The sequence below is a fragment of the Enterococcus phoeniculicola ATCC BAA-412 genome, from assembly GCF_000407505.1.
Taxonomy (GTDB): Bacteria; Bacillota; Bacilli; order Lactobacillales; family Enterococcaceae; genus Enterococcus_K; species Enterococcus_K phoeniculicola.
Genome location: NZ_ASWE01000004.1, coordinates 130,286 through 148,779, shown reverse-complemented (window position 1 = coordinate 148,779; position 18,494 = coordinate 130,286). Strand labels below are relative to the sequence as shown.

Genomic DNA, 18,494 nt, shown 5'->3' with positions numbered 1-18,494 from the left:
CAGTAAGTAAAGAAGAAGGCGGGGTATAACTTCATTAGTTATGTCCCGCCTTCTTCTTTTTATTTTAGCAGCAAAGTAAACGCCGCTTCTTATACCTATTTTTTGACACTCTTAAAAAAAGTTTGCTGCTTAAACATCCGTTGTAGTCATCCATGGTTTATTTTTCCAAAATCTTTCCATACATCAAAATCGTCAACAGATAAAAGAAGCCATAAACCACCATTAATAAGACACAAAATAGATAAGCTAACCAATAACTAGCTTCTGCTGCAAACTCACTAAATACATAGATGGCAAAGTAGGCGTGCATCATCCCTAGAATCATTGGCGGAAAAAAGACACCTGCATTTTTCTGATAAATCAACCGATTTAACTGCTTTCGAGGAATTCCCATCTTTTTTAGCAGCTTATAATTTTCTTTTTCTGATTCTGCCTCTGAAAACTGACGTAGCATGAGAATACAACCTGTTGCAATCATACTAATCATTCCAATAAAAACAGCCACATAAATTAGAATTCCCATCTGTCTTCTTGCTGCACGCACATTAGGGTATCGACTGCTTAAGTTTAAACGGAGATAACTAGATTCATTTGCATTTGCATCTTCATTTGTTGAGAATCTGACTTCTCCTTCTATTCCCGACTCTGTAATATGGTAGCTAGAAATAATTTCATTCCCCCATGATTGTTCCAGCACTTCATTAACTCCTTGTGTCAATGCTTCTTCGTTTTTTGCAGAAACATTAATTGAAACAATTCGGTAATCCATCCCTTTTGTCTCTTTAAAAACCTCATCAGAAACAACAAATGTCACACCAGACAGTCCCATATAGCGAAGAAGCGAATCTCCTAAATAATCCGGCAGTCTCTTTTGGAAAGTAGTCGCGATATTTCCCGAAAATAAAATATCCGATTCATATCGATCAAACCCTTTCATTATCGTTTGTAAACTATCTAAAATCACCACGTGCTTTTCATCTAGTAATGAAATTTCAGGAAGCTCAGGATAAATTTTTTTAAAGGATTCGTAATCTTTTTCAGAAATTAGATTGGAAAGAGTCATGACTGTATTTGTTTCATTTTCAATAGCAGTTTTAATTTCTGCACCAACCACTTTATACGTGAGTGATACTTCTGAAAGAATGTCTGCATCATTTTCTGCTAAAACTTCTTTAAGGGTTGAGACATCTTCTTCTCGTACTTGAAATGAGGCTGGGTTATCAACTTGCACGGTCTTCATAGCAACAGAAACTAAAAAAGCTGTTCCACCTATAGAAGCTAATGAGATACCTAAAATTATTGCTACCCATGACATCGTCCGCCAACTTTTTGCAAGATGGACCTTCGCATTTCCTAAAGAAAGGATATTCAAGTCTCGGTATACATAATCGCGCCATTTTCCAATTAAATAATAAATGACTTTCATTGTTTGACCGAAAAATAAATACGTTCCGACAACACACAAAAAGAAAATGAGTAATGGAAATGAGACAATCCAGCCATAATGGTCTGTCGCTAACACAATCTTAGGCAAGAGATTCCCGATAAACAAAGCAAGCCCATACCCTGTCAAAAGCATCGCAATTCCGAGAAATCCAAAAAGAAAAGTCCATCCTCTCACACGCATTTTTTTTGCCAACGCACTATTTTTTTGTTTAAAAAAACTACCCAACTGATACTGGAAAATCATCAAAGTACTTCTGACTGAGACTAAAAGTAAGATAAAGAAAAATACCACAATCGTATTCCAGATGGACGGCCAAGAAATAAAAAAGTCGCTGCCCACTGACAAATCCATTGCCTTTACCAAAATCATTGAAAACAGCTTTGAAAATACGATACCAAAAAAGATTCCGACAACTAAAGAAATGCTGCCTAAAACCATTGTTTCCCAAAAGAAAAGAAGAGAAATTCGTAGCTTACTCATTCCAAACAACCGATACAGCCCAACTTCTTTGTATCGTTTATTTACAAAAAAACGATTGGCACTTACCATAAAAAAGAGAATCACTAAAATGACCATGATACTCCCCATGCTTAAGAAATTCTCAATTCGCACATCTTGACTTGCCCGTCTTAATAAGGGTTGGTCATAGGTCATTGCACTAAATGAGTAATAAATCATCACAGCAATAGACATACTTAAAAAGTAACCAAAATAAATCCGAAGCTGCTGCATAAAACTACGACTGGCTAGTCTATAGAGCATTCAGTTTGCCTCCTCCACCAATCGTTGCCTGCATATCAATCACTTTATTGAAAAACTCCTGACGTGAGCCTCTACGGACAACCTCAGAAAAAATCACGCCATCTTTAATGAATAAAATCCGATTACAAAAGCTTGCTGTATAGGGATCATGTGTCACCATGACAATCGTTGTATCTTCTTGTAAATTAATATCTGTTAGATAATGCAGCAGCTCAGTTGCAGCTTTTGAATCCAGAGAACCTGTGGGCTCATCTGCAAAGATTACGCTGGGATTTACCACTAGTGCTCTAGCTGCAGCAATCCTTTGACGCTGACCTACTGAAATCTCATCAGGGTATTTATCTAGTGTTGATTCAATATTCAAAATTTCACATACTTTTTGAATTCGCTGATGAATTTCTTCTACAGGTACCCGATTGACAGCTAATGGAAGGATTATGTTGTCTCGGTTGCTTAACGTATCTAATAAGTTAAACTCCTGAAAAATAAACCCAAGCTCTTTTCGGCGAAAATCATTTAGCTGACCTTCCTTCATCCGTGTGATTTCTTGTCCGTCAATCTGTATACTTCCTATAGTAGGCAAGCTAATGGTTGCTAAAATATTCAAAAGCGTCGTTTTCCCTGCGCCACTAGGTCCCATAATACCGACAAACTCTCCTTCATCTACTTTAAAAGAAAGGTTATCCAACACCTTAGCGTGATTTCCTTTATTTCCGTAGGTTTTACTCAGATGTTTCACGTCAATCATCGTTTTCATCTGTAACGTCCCTCCCTCTAGTTTAGATAGGTACTAAAAAAGGAATCATTCTCCTTTGATAGAGCCATTTTTTTAATAGTAGCACATTTCGATTTTTTTTATCTGTTCCTTGAATTTTTCTGAAAAAAAATTAATTTTTCAGACAGTTTACGAAACCCTTCACAAATCCGACAGCCATAAGCTTTCAATTATTTTCATACCCTAGAAACACTATATATAGTGTTCATAATAAAAATAATATCTAAAAAAACACTATATATTGTTGATAGTTAGAGAGAATTGTTTTATGATATGAATGAATGAAATTTTAGGAGTGGATACAAATGATGGAAATTAAAGATACAAGTGCACAAAGATCAACGGAAGAAACACGTTTATCAAGTATGAAGATTATCAAACGTGATGGTCGCCTAGTTGATTTTGATGACCAAAAAATTTATGATGCGCTGTTAAAAGCGGAACATAAGCTAAATAATGGACTAACTCCTCTTGCCCATGAACGAATTCAAGACATCGTAGAACGTGTTGATCAGGAAATTGTTGAACGATTTAAACAGAATATAAAAATTTATGAAATTCAAAACGTAGTTGAGCATATCTTACTAGAAAAAAATGAATACAAACTTGCAGAAGAGTATATCAATTACCGCACTCGCCGAGATTTTGAACGAAGCAAATCAACAGATATTAACTTTACGATTGGAAAGCTAATTAATAAAGATCAATCTGTTGTGAATGAAAATGCAAATAAGGATAGTGATGTGTTTAACACCCAACGTGATTTAACTGCTGGAATTGTTGGAAAATCAATCGGATTAAAAATGCTTCCCCCTCATGTTGCAAATGCTCATCAAAAAGGTGATATTCACTATCATGATTTAGATTACCATCCTTATACTCCTATGACGAACTGCTGTTTGATTGACTTTAAAGGGATGCTGACAAAAGGATTTAAAATTGGAAATGCAGAGGTTGAATCACCAAAATCGATTCAAACGGCTACTGCTCAAATTTCTCAAATTATCGCAAATGTTGCCTCTAGTCAATATGGCGGTTGTTCTGCAGACCGTACAGATGAACTACTTGCACCTTTTGCAGAATTAAATTACCAAAAACATTTAAAAGATGCTCAAGAATGGATTGAAACGCCTGAACGACGTGAAGAATATGCGAAATCAAAAACGAAAAAAGATATTTTTGATGCAATGCAAAGCTTGGAATATGAAATTAATACCCTATTCACTTCAAATGGACAAACGCCGTTTACTTCTCTTGGTTTTGGTCTTGGTACAAGCTGGTTTGAGCGCGAAATTCAACGAGCAATTTTACAAATCCGAATCAATGGCTTGGGCAGTGAGCACAGAACAGCTATTTTTCCTAAACTAATTTTCACATTAAAACGTGGTATTAACATGGATAAAACAGATCCTAACTACGAAATTAAAGAGCTAGCGCTTGAATGTGCAACCAAACGGATGTATCCAGATATTCTAAACTACGATAAGATTGTTGAATTGACTGGCAGCTTCAAAGTACCTATGGGATGTCGTTCCTTCTTACAAGGTTGGAAAGATGAACATGGGGAAGAGATCAATGTGGGGCGTATGAATCTGGGTGTAGTTACATTAAATTTACCTCGTATTGCGCTTGAAGCAAATGGTGATATGGATAAATTCTGGTCTTTACTTGAAGAACGTCTAGGTATTATGAAGGATGCCCTTGTTTATCGTGTTGATCGTTGTAAAGAAGCCTCACCTGCAAATGCACCGATTCTTTACATGTACGGCGCGTTTGGGAAACGTTTAGATCGAAAAGAATCCGTTAATGAGTTATTTAAAAATCGTCGCGCAACTGTCTCTCTTGGCTATATTGGACTTTATGAAGTCGCGTCTTCATTCTTTGGCGGAGAATGGGAAGGAAATCCTGAAGCAAAAGAATTCACCATCAGTATCTTAAAATCATTAAAAGCCCATGCAGATGCTTGGGGAGATGAATATGGATATCACTTTAGTGTGTACTCTACACCAAGCGAAAGCTTAACGGATCGTTTTTGCCGATTAGATACAGAAAAATTTGGACTGGTAAAAGATATTACGGACAAGGAATATTATACAAACAGCTTCCACTATGATGTTCGTAAGAATCCTACACCATTTGAAAAACTGGATTTTGAAAAAGACTATCCTGCCTACTGTTCCGGTGGTTTTATTCACTATTGTGAATACCCAGTTCTTCAACAAAACCCGAAAGCACTTGAAGCAGTTTGGGACTATGCTTACGATAAAATTGGCTACCTAGGAACAAACACACCGATTGATCATTGCTATGCTTGTGGATTTGAAGGTGACTTTACTCCTACAGAACGTGGATTTGAGTGTCCAGAATGTGGCAACAGAGACCCTAAAACTTGTGATGTAGTGAAACGGACTTGCGGCTACTTAGGAAACCCTCAAGCACGCCCAATGGTTCATGGTCGTCATAAAGAAATTTCTTCACGTGTAAAACATATGAAAGAATAATTTAGAAAGCTAAGTTCTTTGGACAAGGCTATTAACTATTTCTTTCATCAATACCGGAGGAAGGAGAAACACACTTTCAACGGGTCTCCGAAACCTTCAGTTTTAGCAGGTTTCATGCATAGAAGTTGTTGAGAAACAAACGCAGTGGAGACCTTCGATTCTCCGTCCCGCTTATAGAGATTGTTGAGAGCGATACGTTCCTTTTGTTCCAACCCTTTATTAAGATTCTACGAGGGTGTACTATAACTTAGATAGTTATGTCCACTCTCCAGATTCTTATATTCTCTCCCCTGTCTTCTTTAAAAAGTGGACTAACGCTGATTATTCTAGCGCTATTTTTTTATGCCTAGAATATTTATTTTTACTATATTGTTAAAGAAAGAAGTTTTCCCTATGAATAATCCCCAACCCAAAGAATGGCTAGCAAAAGAATACAGTCAAAACTATATAGCTGACTACAAAGCCTTCAATTTTGTAGATGGCGAAGGTGTGAGAAATAGTTTATATGTGAGTGGCTGCCTATTTGCTTGTGAAGGCTGCTTTAATAAAGCCGTTCAAAATTTCCGTTATGGAAAACCCTTCACGAAAGAGCTGGAAGACCAAATTATCGAAGATTTATCTCATGATTATGTACAAGGATTGACCCTTTTAGGAGGAGAACCCTTTTTGAATACAGAGGTTTGCCTGCAAGTAGTGAATCGTGTACGTGCTACCTTTGGCGAACAAAAAGATATTTGGTCATGGTCTGGCTATACCTTCGACGAATTATTGCTTGATTCCGAAGATAAGCTGGAATTACTAAGTAAAATTGATATTTTAGTTGATGGACGATTTGAGCTTTCAAAACGTGACCTAAAGCTTCAGTTTAGAGGAAGCAGCAACCAACGAATTATTGATGTAAAAAAATCTTTTGCACAAAAAGAAGTGGTGCTATGGGATAAATGTCATGATGGAGAGCAAAGCTTTGAACAAATCAAAAAATCTGACTTTATCTAATAACTAAGTTACATTGTCCTTAGTTAGCAGTTGCTTTTTTCATTTATTTGATAAAAAAATAGACGAGATGACGGTCTTTGCCAGCTCATCTTTCGTCTATTTTTTTATCATCTATCACAGCACTCTAAAACAACGTACAATTTTTTATTTCCTTTCTTTTTCCCACAAAGGTAAGACAATATTTTCATATGACATTGGATCAAGGTTGGTTACGGTGACTCCTAATAATCGAATTCCTTTCTCAATTCCTAGTATCTCTTCCCAAATTAAACTTGCTTCATGAAAAAGCACTTCTTTTTTATAGACATATTCAGGAAGTGTTACCCGTTTTGTAATTGTTGTATAATCAGTATATCTTACTTTAAGAACGACTGTTTTCCCATGTTTTTGAACACGTCTCAAAGAATCCTCTACTTTTTCAGATAGCTGTCTAAGCTGAGTGAAAACCTCATCTTCTGTTAGTAAGGGGTTGCCATAAGTATGCTCTCGGCCAACTGATTTTCTGTCTCTCGTGACACTAACCGGAGAATCATGAATTCCTCGGACCTTTCGATACAAAGAGTAACCCATTTTACCAAAATGCTGAATCAAATCCATTTCACTTTGTTCATACAAATCTGCTCCAGTGAAAATCCCCATCTCATTCATTTTAGGGACCGTCTTTTTCCCTACTCCATGAAACTTTTCAATAGGTAACGCCGTTAAAAATCGTACTGCATCTTCTGGCATAACGACTGTCATCCCCTTGGGTTTTTGGTAATCTGAGGCAAGCTTTGCTATAAATTTATTGTAGCTGATTCCTGCAGAACAAGTAAGGTGCAGCTCTTGCCAAATATCTCGTTGAATCATTCGGGCAATCTTAATAGCTGATTTTGAGTCCACTTTATTTTCAGTAACATCTAGATAAGCCTCATCAATTGACATCGGTTCAATCATATCAGTATACCGATGAAAAATTTCTCGTATTTCCTTCGATATTTTACTATATTTTTCATGATTTCCGGGTTTGAAAATCGCATGAGGACACAATTCAAACGCTTTTTGCGCACTCATCGCAGAATGGATACCATACTGCCTAGCAATGTAATTAGCCGTTGTAACAACGCCTCTGCCTCCCGTATCGCTTGGATGTCTAGCAATAACTAAGGGGTGCCCTACAAGCTCTGGATGATCTCGCTCCTCCACTGCCGCAAAGAACGCATCCATATCAATATGAATAATTTTCCTTGAGGTATCATTTTTTAATGGAAAACGCATCTCTGCCACTGACTTCACCTTCTTTTTTTCGTTAATAAATCGTTTCTATCTACCAAACGACTATGCTCACTCTCCTCTATTATAGTACAAACATCCGTTCCCATACAATCATTTCGTTTAAAAATAAATCAAATCGAAAAAAAAGAAGCTCTCTAAAGTAAAGCTTCCTCTTCTCCGTTTCTTATTCTTCTAACCCATGGTACAAACGATAGACTTCTTGTTTTTTTATACCGTTCTCAACAGCTACTTCCTTAATTGCCGCCTTTGAAGAAAGTCCTTTTTGAATTTTTTGCTCAACTTGCTCTTTTAAGCTTCCTTCAGGTACACTATCTTTACTTTCGCTTCCATCATTTCCAGAGACGAGTAAACAGCATTCGCCTTTTAGTTCAGCTTCTTCCAGATACATAATTAGTTCATCTATCGTTCCTCTAAGGTATTCTTCATGAATTTTTGTCAGCTCACGACAAATCACCGCATTTCTTTGTCCACCAAACACCTCTTGCATATTCTTTAATGTCGCGGCGACTCGGTATGGCGACTCATAAAAAATAAGTGTGCAGTCTTGTTGCTTTAAGTCCGCCAAAGAAGAAGTCTGCTCTTTTTTCTTTCTCGGTAAAAAGCCATAGAATAAAAAGGGCTGTGGCAACAAACCAGAAGCAATGAGTGCAGTCATACCTGCAGTAGGACCTGGTAAGGAAACTACTGGAATTTTTTTTTCGATACAAGCCAAAACAAGCTCATGACCTGGATCACTGATCGATGGCATTCCTGCATCACTTACTTGTGCAATTGACTCACCAAGTAGTAATTGTTCCACAAGCTGTGGAACACGTTCTTTATAATTATATTCATGAAGACTTTTTTGTGTCACTTGTATATCAAAATGATTTAATAATTTTTGAGTGTTTCTAGTATCTTCACTTGCAATTAAATCCACTGATTTCAATGTTTTCACCGCACGAAATGTCATATCTTCTAAATTTCCAATAGGTGTTGGAACAAGATATAAAGTACCTGTTTCTTTTGTACCTTTAAAACTTTTTTGTTTGTTCATGTAGGAAATCCTTTCATTTTTTTAGAAGTTATCCACAAAACGGACTAGAAAGACTTACCTCTAACTGGTAAGTACGGTAGACCATCGAGCATGCTTATTCTAATTTACAACAATAAGAAGCCGGAACACAACTCCAAAAGTTCTGTCCTGACTTCCTTAAATCTTAATAAATGTCGGAAGATAAGTAACTCCTACTATTTTCGGAGCTAAATACTTCTGTTCTAACCACTCTGTCCTTACTTGTTCTTATCAACAAATTTATTTAATACTTTCTCGATAAATGACTTCAAGACAAAATGCACAAGGTTCATCATTCTCACGACGTGAACCATACAAATCGTAACAGACATGGAATCCTTCTTCATAGATTTTTTCCAAATTCATACGTGATTTTGACAGCGCCTGTTTAATCTTTTCAGAAGGAGCTTCTGCCACCTGATTTAGTTCTCTTAGATGTTCACGTAAGCGCTGGTTTTCCATCTCTAGCGTAGTATTTTTTTCAACAATTTCATGGAGACCCTCTTTCATCTCCATAAGCTCCGTTAACGTCTTGCGTAACTCTGCTTCTAATTGGTTCAAGCCATCATAAAGGGAACGCTTATCCATGAATCTCACCCACTTCAGCCATCGCTTCTTTCAACTCTTCATAATCATATTCAATAGGAGTTTCTTTTCCTGCTAAACGGACTTTAATTACTCGACTTAATAGGTTTAACCCTACTACCCGACCTTTTCCATCAGGAGTCGCAATTTCTTTTCCATAGTCAGGAAGCTCTTTTTTAGCTTGTTCGTATTCATCATTTTCATATTTTAAACAACACATTAAACGACCACACAAACCTGAAATTTTCGCTGGATTCAACGATAATCCTTGATCTTTTGCCATCTTTATAGAAACTGGAATAAAGTCTCCTAAAAAAGTGGAACAACATAGCTGACGCCCACAAGGACCAATCCCACCTAAAATTTTCGCTTCATCACGCACACCAATTTGACGTAGTTCAATTCGTGTACGGAAAATTCCAGCTAAATCTTTTACTAGCTCACGAAAATCAACACGCCCATCTGCTGTGAAATAAAAAATCATTTTACTGCGATCAAATGTATATTCTGCTCGAATTAACTTCATTTCTAACTCATGAAGACGAATCTTCTCTTTTGCAATCTTAAATGCATCCTTGGCATCTGCAATGTTTTGTGCTTCTTTGTTTAGCTCCTGTGCAGACGCTTTGTGTAAAATAGGTTTTAGCTCATCTGGTAAATCTTCAGGTTGAATTTCTTTTTTTGGAATCGCAACAGTTGCGATTTGCTTTGCCTGTTGTGATTCAACAAGAACTTTATCATTGTAAGCATATTCTGATTTCCCAGGAGTAAAATAATAGATATGTCCTGCTTCACGATAACGGACTCCTACCACTTCTACCATTTTCATCCTCCTTCATCCATTCATTAGTGAATCTATCTATAGATAATTCTCAATGCCAATTGCTCGGCTGTACTCTGAAAAGAAACATTCGTACTTAATTTTTGTTCTGCCTGTAAAATTAACTCCAATACGCGATTAACCTCAGAAATATCTTTGAGTACTCCGCCAGACGTTTTTTCTACTAGCAAACTCTGATAGAAAAATAAAAGCATCGCAAAAGACTCTGCTTGCTGTCCTTTTTCTTTAAAAACTTTTATTAGTTTTTTCTGTACATAAATAAATGCTTGAGGATCTTTTTCTTTCAGATAATTAAACCACTGTTGTACAGATTCCCTAGCTTCATTAAACCATTCATTTTGAGAGATTTCAACTGCTTTATCGAAACTATTTGTTAATGAAGATAAAAGTTTTGCACTCTGTTCACCAATCCCATTTTCGACTAATTTCTTTTGTAATAATTCTTTTGAGAGTGGTTGAAAATGTAAGATTTGACAGCGTGATTGAATGGTAGGTAAGATTCGTCCAACAGAATCTGTCTCTAAAATAGCGAGAAACATTCCTACAGGCTCTTCTAAAAATTTTAGTAAGCTATTTGCCGCACTGCTATTCATTTTATCGGAATCTTTAATAATAAAGACTTTTTGTTTTGTTTCAAATCCGCTTGTTGAAAATTCAGATTGGAGATTTCTAATCTGGTCTACTTTGATTGTTTGACCATCAGGCTCAATAACCTGAACATCGGGGTGCTCATTTCGCTGGATTCGCTGACAGTTGTTACACTGATTGCAAGGCTTTTGCGCCTGTAAATTGGTACAAAATAAGTGCTTGGCTAACCAAATACTTGCCTCATGTTTTCCTGTGCCTGCCTCACCTTCAAAAAGATAAGCATGGGCAAGACGCCCATGCTCAAAACTTTTTTGAAGTTGTGTAAACACAATCGGTTGATTTTCCTCTAAAAATTGTGTCTCTTCCATGATGTTCTCCTTAATATTGATGGAATCCTTCAACTGGAAGAACAAACACTGTTGCTCCACCAACTTCAACTTCAACTGGATAAGGAACTTGTCCGTCCATCGAAATATCTAACGTTACAGGTGTTGAAACATATTGTTTTCTTGACTGACAAGTTTTCTTGATTAACTCAAGTGTTTCTTCTACACGATCATCGTCAACCCCAATAATAAATGTACTATTCCCGGCTTTTAGAAAGCCACCTGTTGACGATAATTTTGTTGCACGAATGTTTGAATCAATAAATTCATTGGCTAAACGGTTACTATCCTTATCTTGAACAATAGCTAAAACAATTTTCATACTTTTCATCCTCCTATTGATTAAATTTTTCTGGATAACGGCTGACAACTGCTTGATAACAATCTTCTATTACATCTAGCAAACCTTGACGTGCATCGATTTTGGTAATACGTGTCGGATTTTCTTCGGCTAGTTTTAGATAGGCATGTCTTACTCTCTGGTGAAACTCTAATCCTTCTGAGTCAAGTCGATCCATTTGGTGCGAACGATGTTGAGCAATACGGCGTAGCCCTGTATCAGAATCAATATCTAAATACAAAGTGAAATTTGGGGTTAAGCCTTCCGTTGCAAACTCATTCATCTCAGCAATCGCAGCGACACCAATACGACGTCCTGCCCCTTGGTATGCAAGTGAGCTGTCTACAAAACGATCACATAACACAATTTTCCCCTCACTTAACGCAGGAAAGACTTTCTCCACTAAGTGTTGACGACGAGCAGCCGCATAAAGTAATGCTTCCGTTCGTTCATCCATTGCATCATTCTTAGGGTCTAAAATGACGTGTCGAATTTTTTCAGCGATGGCAATACCGCCAGGTTCTCTTGTTTTAATAATTGGTTGGTTCGTCAATGCTTGTAATCGAGGATACAGCTCTTCGATTACACTCGTTTTTCCTGCACCATCTGGTCCTTCAACCGTGATAAATAATCCGTTCACGTTTTTTGCCTCCATTTATCCTATCCAATACTCTTCTATTGTACTGGAAAACTTATTCAATTGAAAACTCATAACTCTCGGCGACCTTCAACCGCCTTTAATAATGTCACTTCATCTGCATATTCAATGTCGCTTCCAACAGACAGTCCATGCGCTAATCGCGTGACTTTAATCCCTGCTGGTTTGATTAAACGAGACAGATACATAGCCGTGGCTTCACCTTCAGTTGTTGCATTTGTTGCGATAATCACTTCTTTTACCTCATCATTGTGCAACCGCTGAATCAAAGGCGCAATGTTTATATCTTCAGGACCTGTCCCTTCCATAGGAGAAAGCACCCCATGCAAGACATGATACAATCCGTGAAATTCGCGCATTTTTTCCATTGCCATCACATCTTTTGGTTCCTCGACCACTAAAATCATACTTCTATCTCTAGTGGTATCTTGACAAATTTCACAAGGATCTTCTTCAGTAATGTTTCCACAAATACTACAAAAGTGTAAATCTCGTTTGACACTTAATAAAGATTTGGCAAATTCATTGACCACCTCATCTTTCATATCAATAGTATAAAAGGCGAGTCTTGTAGCAGTTTTTTGCCCAATTCCAGGCAATTTCATATAACTATCAATCAACTTAGCAATCGGTTCTGGGTATTGCATGGGCGTTTCTCCTTACGTTTGGTTATTCTTAAAATCCAGGCATTCCTTTTGTATATTTACCCATGGTTTGTTCTGTTTCTTTTTCGATTTTTTCTAGCGCGTCATTGACCGCCATAATCACAAAATCTTGAAGCATATCACTATCTTCTGGATCAATAATCTCAGGATTAATTTGAATATCCTTCATTTTTCTATCACCGGTAAACACAGCCTTTACCAGCTGGTTTGTCGCTTCTCCGATAAATTCTTTTTCATTTAACGTTTCTTGTGCTTTTACCATTTCTTTTTGCATCTTTTGTACTTGTTTCATCATGCCTTGCATATTTCCCATGCCTCGCATCATAATTCTTCACTCCTAGTCATCTATAATTGTAATTAATTCGGCACCAAAAATTTCTTTTGCTTTTTCTACCGCCACATCTTCTTGTGGGAGCTGGTCTTCTGGTGCCTCATCTTCTGGTGTAACAAATGTTTCATTTGGTTTGTCTGCGTGTCTATTCTGACTGACGTAGGAACGCCTGATTTCCGGCCAGCTTTCTCGCGTAATATACACCGGATTTGGAGAATAATTTGCAATCATTCTGCTAATCGTATTGCTTAGTGTTAAAGTAAGCTCCTCGTCTCCTGTCGCTTTTTGACAAACAATCTCATACTCAAACGCGATGACCAAGCTGTTAGGACCCGCAGCAACCGGCTCACTTGATTTCAGCATTGCTCGCTGGGTAACCGACATGGCCATTAACACATCATCCCACACGTTTTTAAGATTCAGCAAATCTGGTTTTGTTGCCTCAGATAAAACCTGAAACACACGCTCAGTGGGTACACGGAAACTTGCTTTTGATGTTTTTTGTTTTGCTTTTGGTGCGGCAGATTGTTCAGCTGCACCTGCATTTTTTGATTGTTTTAAGCTCTGTAATTCTTTTTGAAGTGCAAATACCTGTGCCTGAAGTTGCTGTACGGCAGCTGAATCAACCGGCTGAGGCGCACTATTTCCACTGGGAATTGCTTGAACAGCACCCGTTTGAGGTGTTGCTAATTTGACCGTAGCTACTTCTAAATAGATTGTTGCATTATTGGTAAAACGAACCTCATTTTGTGTCTCACTTAGAATCTGAATCATATAATAGATAGCTTCTGGTGTCACAGTTGCAGATAATTCTTTAAATGCCTCTGTCAAGTGCCCGGATTTTTCCGAAAGAAGCTGTGGTGCTTGTTGGTACATCAATAAGTCTCTACAATACAAAAGTAAATCCTCTAAAAAACGACGTGCTTCTTTTCCTTCAGAAAGAATTTGTTCTAAGTAAGTCAACGCCTGTTGAACTTCCTTATTCACACATGCACCAATGTACTGGTCCATCATCTCAAAAGTTAAGCTTCCTGTCACCTGCATCGCATTTTGTGTCGTGATAGTTCCATCACTAAACGAGATTGCCTGATCGAGAATACTTAATGCATCTCGCATCCCGCCCTCAGCAGCTCGTGCAATAATGTACAGTGCTTGTTCTTCATAAGAAATATCAATTTCCTTAAGAATATGGGTCAGATGGTCGACAATGTCTTGAGCATTAATTCGTTTAAAATCAAACCGTTGTGTTCTCGAAATAATCGTTAATGGAATTTTATGTGGCTCTGTTGTTGCTAAGATGAAAATCACATGTTCTTTTGGTTCTTCTAACGTTTTCAGCAAGGCATTGAACGCCCCTGTTGAAAGCATGTGGACTTCATCTATGATATAGACCTTGTAGGCAGCTTTGGTAGGAGCATAATTTGCTCGATCACGAATAAATCGGATTTCTTCTACCCCATTGTTACTTGCCGCATCAATTTCAATCACATCTTCTTGGCTACCTGCTGTAATGGACTGACACATCTCACATTCATTACAAGGTTCCCCATCTTTACTATTGGGGCAATTAATCGCTTTTGCAAAAATTTTGGCAGCACTTGTTTTTCCTGTTCCTCTTGGTCCTGTAAACAAGTATGCATGGGAGGTCTTTTTTTGTGTAATCGCGTTTTTGAGTGTTTGGGTAATTGCCTTTTGTCCCACAACATCATCAAATCGTTGCGAACGCCAGACACGATAGAGTGCTTGATAAGCCATAATGGACCCCTTCCTAAAAAAATTTCACTAGTACACATTATACGTGATTTATGAAAAAAAAACCACAACATGTAGGGATTCCTCAAAAAAAAGATACTTTCTTTAAGTTTCAAATTTCTTTCCTTTTTTTCTCAGTTTTTCCTAAAATCTTTTCCATTTGTCAGTCTTGCGACCTATCAGCAAATGATTTTGGTGTGCTATAATGTGACTAACATTAAAAATGATTTTAGGAGGAACTTTCATGGGAATTATTAAAGCAGCAACAAGTGCCATTGGTGGCGGATTAGCGGATCAGTGGATTGAAGTCATTGAACCAGATAATATGAGCGATACAACCGTTATGACAAAAGGAGTTAAGGTTCGCCGAGACGACCGACGCGGCTCAAATCGCAAAGGAACAGATGATGTAATTACGGATGGATCTGTTGTTCACGTCTATCCAAATATGATGATGCTTTTAGTCGATGGCGGAAAAATCATTGATTATACGGCTGAAGAAGGGTACTACACTGTGAAAAATGAGTTAGCGCCTTCTATGTTTAACGGATCATTAAAAGACGCTGTTTCTGAAACGTTCTCTCGTTTTAAATTTGGAGGGGTCACTCCTCAAAAACAACAAGTATTTTATATCAATCTCCAAGAAATTAAAGGAATCAAATTTGGCACACAATCTCCATTAAACTACTTTGATAATTTTTACAATGCTGAGTTATTCTTGCGTGCACATGGAAATTATTCTATCTCTATCGTTGATCCTATTTTATTTTATACAAATGCGATTCCAAAAAATAAAACGCAGGTAGAGTTAGATGATATTAATGAACAATATTTAGCTGAATTTTTGACGGCCCTTCAATCGGCCATCAATCAGATGTCTGCAGATGGACAACGGATTTCACATGTTTCATCAAAGAGTATGGAGTTAAGCAAATACATGTCTGATGTCCTTGATGACAGCTGGAGAGAACTGCGAGGAATGGAAATTCTCTCTGTAGCAGTCGCTAGCATTTCTTATACTGACGATTCCATGAAGCTTATCAATATGAGAAATGAAGGGGCAATGCTTGGCGATCCTGGCGTTCGCGAAGGGTATGTACAAGGCTCTATTGCCCGCGGAATGGAAGCTGCTGGAAAAAATGATGCTGGTGCCATGACTGGATTTATGGGGATGGGCATGGGCATGAATGCAAATGGTTCTTACTTAACTCAAGCATCTCAAAATAATCAACAAGCACAGCAAACACAACAAGCACAGCAAAACGCTTCTTCTACTCCTGACACATGGACATGCAGTCAATGCGGCACTGAAAACACAGGGAAATTCTGTACAAACTGTGGCACGCCAAAACCTGTGGTATCTTCTGGTCTTCAAATGAAATGTAATGAGTGTCATGAAATAGTTGATTTAGGAAGCGGGATTCCAAAATTCTGTCCTCATTGTGGCAAACCTTTTGTTGGCGTGCCTCTTGACTAGGGAAAGGAAACAATGAAAATGGATGTTCTTACACACAAATGCCCAAATTGCGGCGGCCCATTAACCTTTGATCCAAAAGATCAGAAATTTCATTGTGACTTCTGTTTAAGTATATTCACGGAAGAAGAAGTGAGTGAATATGAAGAAAAGCAACGTGCAGCAACTGCTGTCGGTGACACGTCTCAGCCTGAAATGACAGAAGCAGGTGCAAAAACAGCTGAGGAGTCATTTGAAAACGCGACAGGTCAAAAAGAGCATGCAACAATGGAGCTCTTTACCTGTCCAAGCTGTGGTGCTGAGATTGTAACCGACGCGACGACTGCGGCAACTTATTGTTATTATTGCCATAATCCGGTAGTTCTGTCTGGTCGTTTAAGCGGAGAGTTCCTGCCAGAAAAGGTTCTCCCTTTTGCTGTAGAAAAAGAAGAAGCAGTTGAAAAATTTTTGTCATGGACAAAGAAAAAATGGTTTATTCCAAAGGACTTTTTTGATAAGAGTCAAATTGACAAACTGACCGGTGTCTATTTTCCATACTGGACAGTGGATGCAGATGTATCAGGACAATTATCCGCAAATGCTACCGCTGTTCGTATATGGCGTGTAGGCGATATTGAATACACTGAAACAAAACAGTTTCAAGTATTCCGTAAAGGAGTACTTTCCTTTAAAGAGTTGATTAAAAACGCCTTATCAAAAAACACTCAGCAAAAAATGGTGGAGCAAGTTCAGCCGTTTCCTTTAGACAAAGCCATTGATTTTAAAAGCCAATATTTAGCGGGCTTCCAAGCAGAAAAAAGAGATATCGAATATCTAGCCATCCGTGATACTGTAGAAAAAGAAATTCATTCCTACTCTGAAAATTTGTTGAAAGAAACGGCTACAGGCTACACCACTTTAACAAGTGTTAATACAAATATTTCTATCAATGAGGAAAAAAATCACTATGTTCTCCTTCCTGTTTGGCTGGTTACCTACCGCGGTAGTCGTCAATCTGACAAAATCTATTATTACGCAATGAATGGACAAACAGGGAAAGTTAGCGGCGTCCTTCCAATGAGCTATAAAAGATTGGGGCTTGCAACTGCTGGACTATTTACACTTTTAACTCTCTTATTTATGTTAGGAGGTTACTTTATATGAGAAAAATGACTGCGAACGCTAGAGTGTTTCCACTCTTCTTAGCTGGTCTTTTCCTCCTTCTTTTCTTTGGTTGTTCTACTGGATTTGCCGAGACAGTTACAATAGATGACCGGGCAGGTCTTTTCTCAGAAGAACAAATTCAAACACTTCAACAAGAAGCTGCCAAGATAGACGAAAAAATCAAAGGACGGACGTTTATTGTTACTACAACGGAGTATATTCAAAGCCCGGAAAAATTTTCTGATCAGTATCTGCTCAAAGCGATAGGGCCAGATGAAAACGGCTCAGTTCTTCTACTTGATATGGGGAATCGTGATCTTTATGTCTCAACTTCAGGAAATATGATTGACTATGTGACGGATTCCAGAAAAAATTCTATGTTAGATGACATTCAAGAGGATATGCGCAGTGCCAGCTATTTTAATGCGGCTGAAATCTATTTCTCCAACTTATCGACCTTTGTTGATAAAGGGGTTCCTGGGGGACATTATCGAGTTGACCGAGACACTGGAAAAATTACTCGTTATAAAACACTAACCATCCTAGAAGCAATCATTGCTCTTGTTGCAGCTCTCATCCTCAGTGGAGTATTTTTCGTTCTGATGAAACTGAAATATCAGTTGAAATTTGGGACCTATAAATACCCTTACAAGGAAAAGTCCTCTTTACAATTAACTGATCGAGAGGATAAATTAATTAACTCTTTTGTCACTACCAGAAGAATTCCTAAGCCTAGTAATAATGGCGGAGGCGGTGGTGGCGGAAGCACCACTCATTCCTCTGGCGGAGGAACATTTGGCGGAGGCGGGCGAAGCTTCTAACCAAAATACCTTGAAATGGATAAATTACTTTGCTATAAACATAGCGACCGCCCAAAGTTAGTAGTCTAACTTTGGGCGGTCGCTTCATTCTTTTCAAATA

17 protein-coding genes are annotated in these 18,494 nt (G+C 37.9%); 5 read left to right on the top strand and 12 right to left on the bottom strand.

Features of this window, described 5'->3' with window-relative positions; translation table 11 throughout:
• Nucleotides 1-157: 157 nt before the first annotated feature.
• Entirely contained in the window at nt 158-2,209 is a 2,052-nt protein-coding gene (locus I589_RS14660) for an ABC transporter permease (protein ID WP_010767080.1), read from the bottom strand.
• Nucleotides 2,199-2,966: an ABC transporter ATP-binding protein gene (locus I589_RS14655; RefSeq protein WP_010767079.1), complete on the bottom strand. Its 768-nt coding sequence runs from the start codon at nt 2,964-2,966 to the stop codon at nt 2,199-2,201. Before I589_RS14655 ends, I589_RS14660 begins: the two co-directional genes overlap by 11 nt.
• Nucleotides 2,967-3,289: 323 nt before the next feature.
• On the opposite strand from I589_RS14655, the gene nrdD reads away from it, so the two are divergent.
• Both nrdD and nrdG read left to right on the top strand, forming a co-directional pair.
• Complete coding sequence (nrdD, locus tag I589_RS14650; RefSeq protein WP_010767078.1) at nt 3,290-5,485, top strand: anaerobic ribonucleoside-triphosphate reductase; 2,196 nt, start codon at nt 3,290-3,292, stop codon at nt 5,483-5,485.
• Nucleotides 5,486-5,878: 393 nt separating this feature from the next.
• The gene (nrdG, locus tag I589_RS14645; RefSeq protein ID WP_010767077.1) at nt 5,879-6,481 is read left to right on the top strand and encodes an anaerobic ribonucleoside-triphosphate reductase activating protein; all 603 of its coding nucleotides are present in this window, start codon (nt 5,879-5,881) and stop codon (nt 6,479-6,481) included.
• A 144-nt stretch (nt 6,482-6,625) separates the two neighbouring features.
• Here nrdG and dinB read toward each other — a convergent pair whose 3' ends face one another.
• From dinB to dnaX, 10 genes are all read right to left on the bottom strand, one after another.
• Nucleotides 6,626-7,738 (bottom strand): DNA polymerase IV, encoded by a 1,113-nt coding sequence (dinB, locus tag I589_RS14640; protein WP_034685477.1) that lies wholly within the window; start codon nt 7,736-7,738, stop codon nt 6,626-6,628.
• A 181-nt stretch (nt 7,739-7,919) separates the two neighbouring features.
• The gene (gene rsmI, locus I589_RS14635; RefSeq protein WP_010767075.1) at nt 7,920-8,792 is read right to left on the bottom strand and encodes a 16S rRNA (cytidine(1402)-2'-O)-methyltransferase; all 873 of its coding nucleotides are present in this window, start codon (nt 8,790-8,792) and stop codon (nt 7,920-7,922) included.
• Nucleotides 8,793-9,050: 258 nt separating this feature from the next.
• On the bottom strand, nt 9,051-9,398 hold the full coding sequence (locus I589_RS14630; RefSeq protein WP_010767074.1) for a DNA replication initiation control protein YabA: 348 nt from the start codon (nt 9,396-9,398) through the stop codon (nt 9,051-9,053).
• The gene (locus I589_RS14625; RefSeq protein ID WP_010767073.1) at nt 9,391-10,218 is read right to left on the bottom strand and encodes a PSP1 domain-containing protein; all 828 of its coding nucleotides are present in this window, start codon (nt 10,216-10,218) and stop codon (nt 9,391-9,393) included. The genes I589_RS14630 and I589_RS14625 overlap by 8 nt, the downstream gene beginning before the upstream one ends.
• A gap of 32 nt (nt 10,219-10,250) precedes the next feature.
• Nucleotides 10,251-11,192 (bottom strand): DNA polymerase III subunit delta', encoded by a 942-nt coding sequence (holB, locus tag I589_RS14620; RefSeq protein WP_010767072.1) that lies wholly within the window; start codon nt 11,190-11,192, stop codon nt 10,251-10,253.
• Nucleotides 11,193-11,202: 10 nt separating this feature from the next.
• A complete protein-coding gene (locus I589_RS14615; protein ID WP_010767071.1) occupies nt 11,203-11,532 on the bottom strand; it encodes a cyclic-di-AMP receptor in 330 nt (109 codons plus the stop codon).
• Between the two features lie 13 nt (nt 11,533-11,545).
• Nucleotides 11,546-12,190: a dTMP kinase gene (gene tmk, locus I589_RS14610; protein ID WP_010767070.1), complete on the bottom strand. Its 645-nt coding sequence runs from the start codon at nt 12,188-12,190 to the stop codon at nt 11,546-11,548.
• Nucleotides 12,191-12,258: 68 nt separating this feature from the next.
• The gene (gene recR, locus I589_RS14605; protein ID WP_010767069.1) at nt 12,259-12,855 is read right to left on the bottom strand and encodes a recombination mediator RecR; all 597 of its coding nucleotides are present in this window, start codon (nt 12,853-12,855) and stop codon (nt 12,259-12,261) included.
• Between the two features lie 28 nt (nt 12,856-12,883).
• Nucleotides 12,884-13,198, bottom strand: coding sequence for a YbaB/EbfC family nucleoid-associated protein (locus tag I589_RS14600; protein ID WP_010767068.1), 315 nt, complete (start codon nt 13,196-13,198; stop codon nt 12,884-12,886).
• A 12-nt stretch (nt 13,199-13,210) separates the two neighbouring features.
• Nucleotides 13,211-14,959 carry a DNA polymerase III subunit gamma/tau gene (gene dnaX, locus I589_RS14595; RefSeq protein ID WP_010767067.1) on the bottom strand — a complete coding sequence of 583 codons (1,749 nt, stop codon included), beginning with the start codon at nt 14,957-14,959 and terminating at the stop codon, nt 13,211-13,213.
• 241 nt (nt 14,960-15,200) lie between these two features.
• On the opposite strand from dnaX, the gene I589_RS14590 reads away from it, so the two are divergent.
• From I589_RS14590 to I589_RS14580, 3 genes are read left to right on the top strand one after another with little or no spacing between them, the layout of a single operon-like run.
• The gene (locus tag I589_RS14590) at nt 15,201-16,433 is read left to right on the top strand and encodes an SPFH domain-containing protein (RefSeq protein WP_010767066.1); all 1,233 of its coding nucleotides are present in this window, start codon (nt 15,201-15,203) and stop codon (nt 16,431-16,433) included.
• Between the two features lie 18 nt (nt 16,434-16,451).
• A complete protein-coding gene (locus I589_RS14585; RefSeq protein ID WP_010767065.1) occupies nt 16,452-17,573 on the top strand; it encodes a TFIIB-type zinc ribbon-containing protein in 1,122 nt (373 codons plus the stop codon).
• On the top strand, nt 17,570-18,394 hold the full coding sequence (locus tag I589_RS14580) for a TPM domain-containing protein (protein ID WP_010767064.1): 825 nt from the start codon (nt 17,570-17,572) through the stop codon (nt 18,392-18,394). Before I589_RS14585 ends, I589_RS14580 begins: the two co-directional genes overlap by 4 nt.
• The last annotated feature ends 100 nt before the right edge of the window (nt 18,395-18,494 follow it).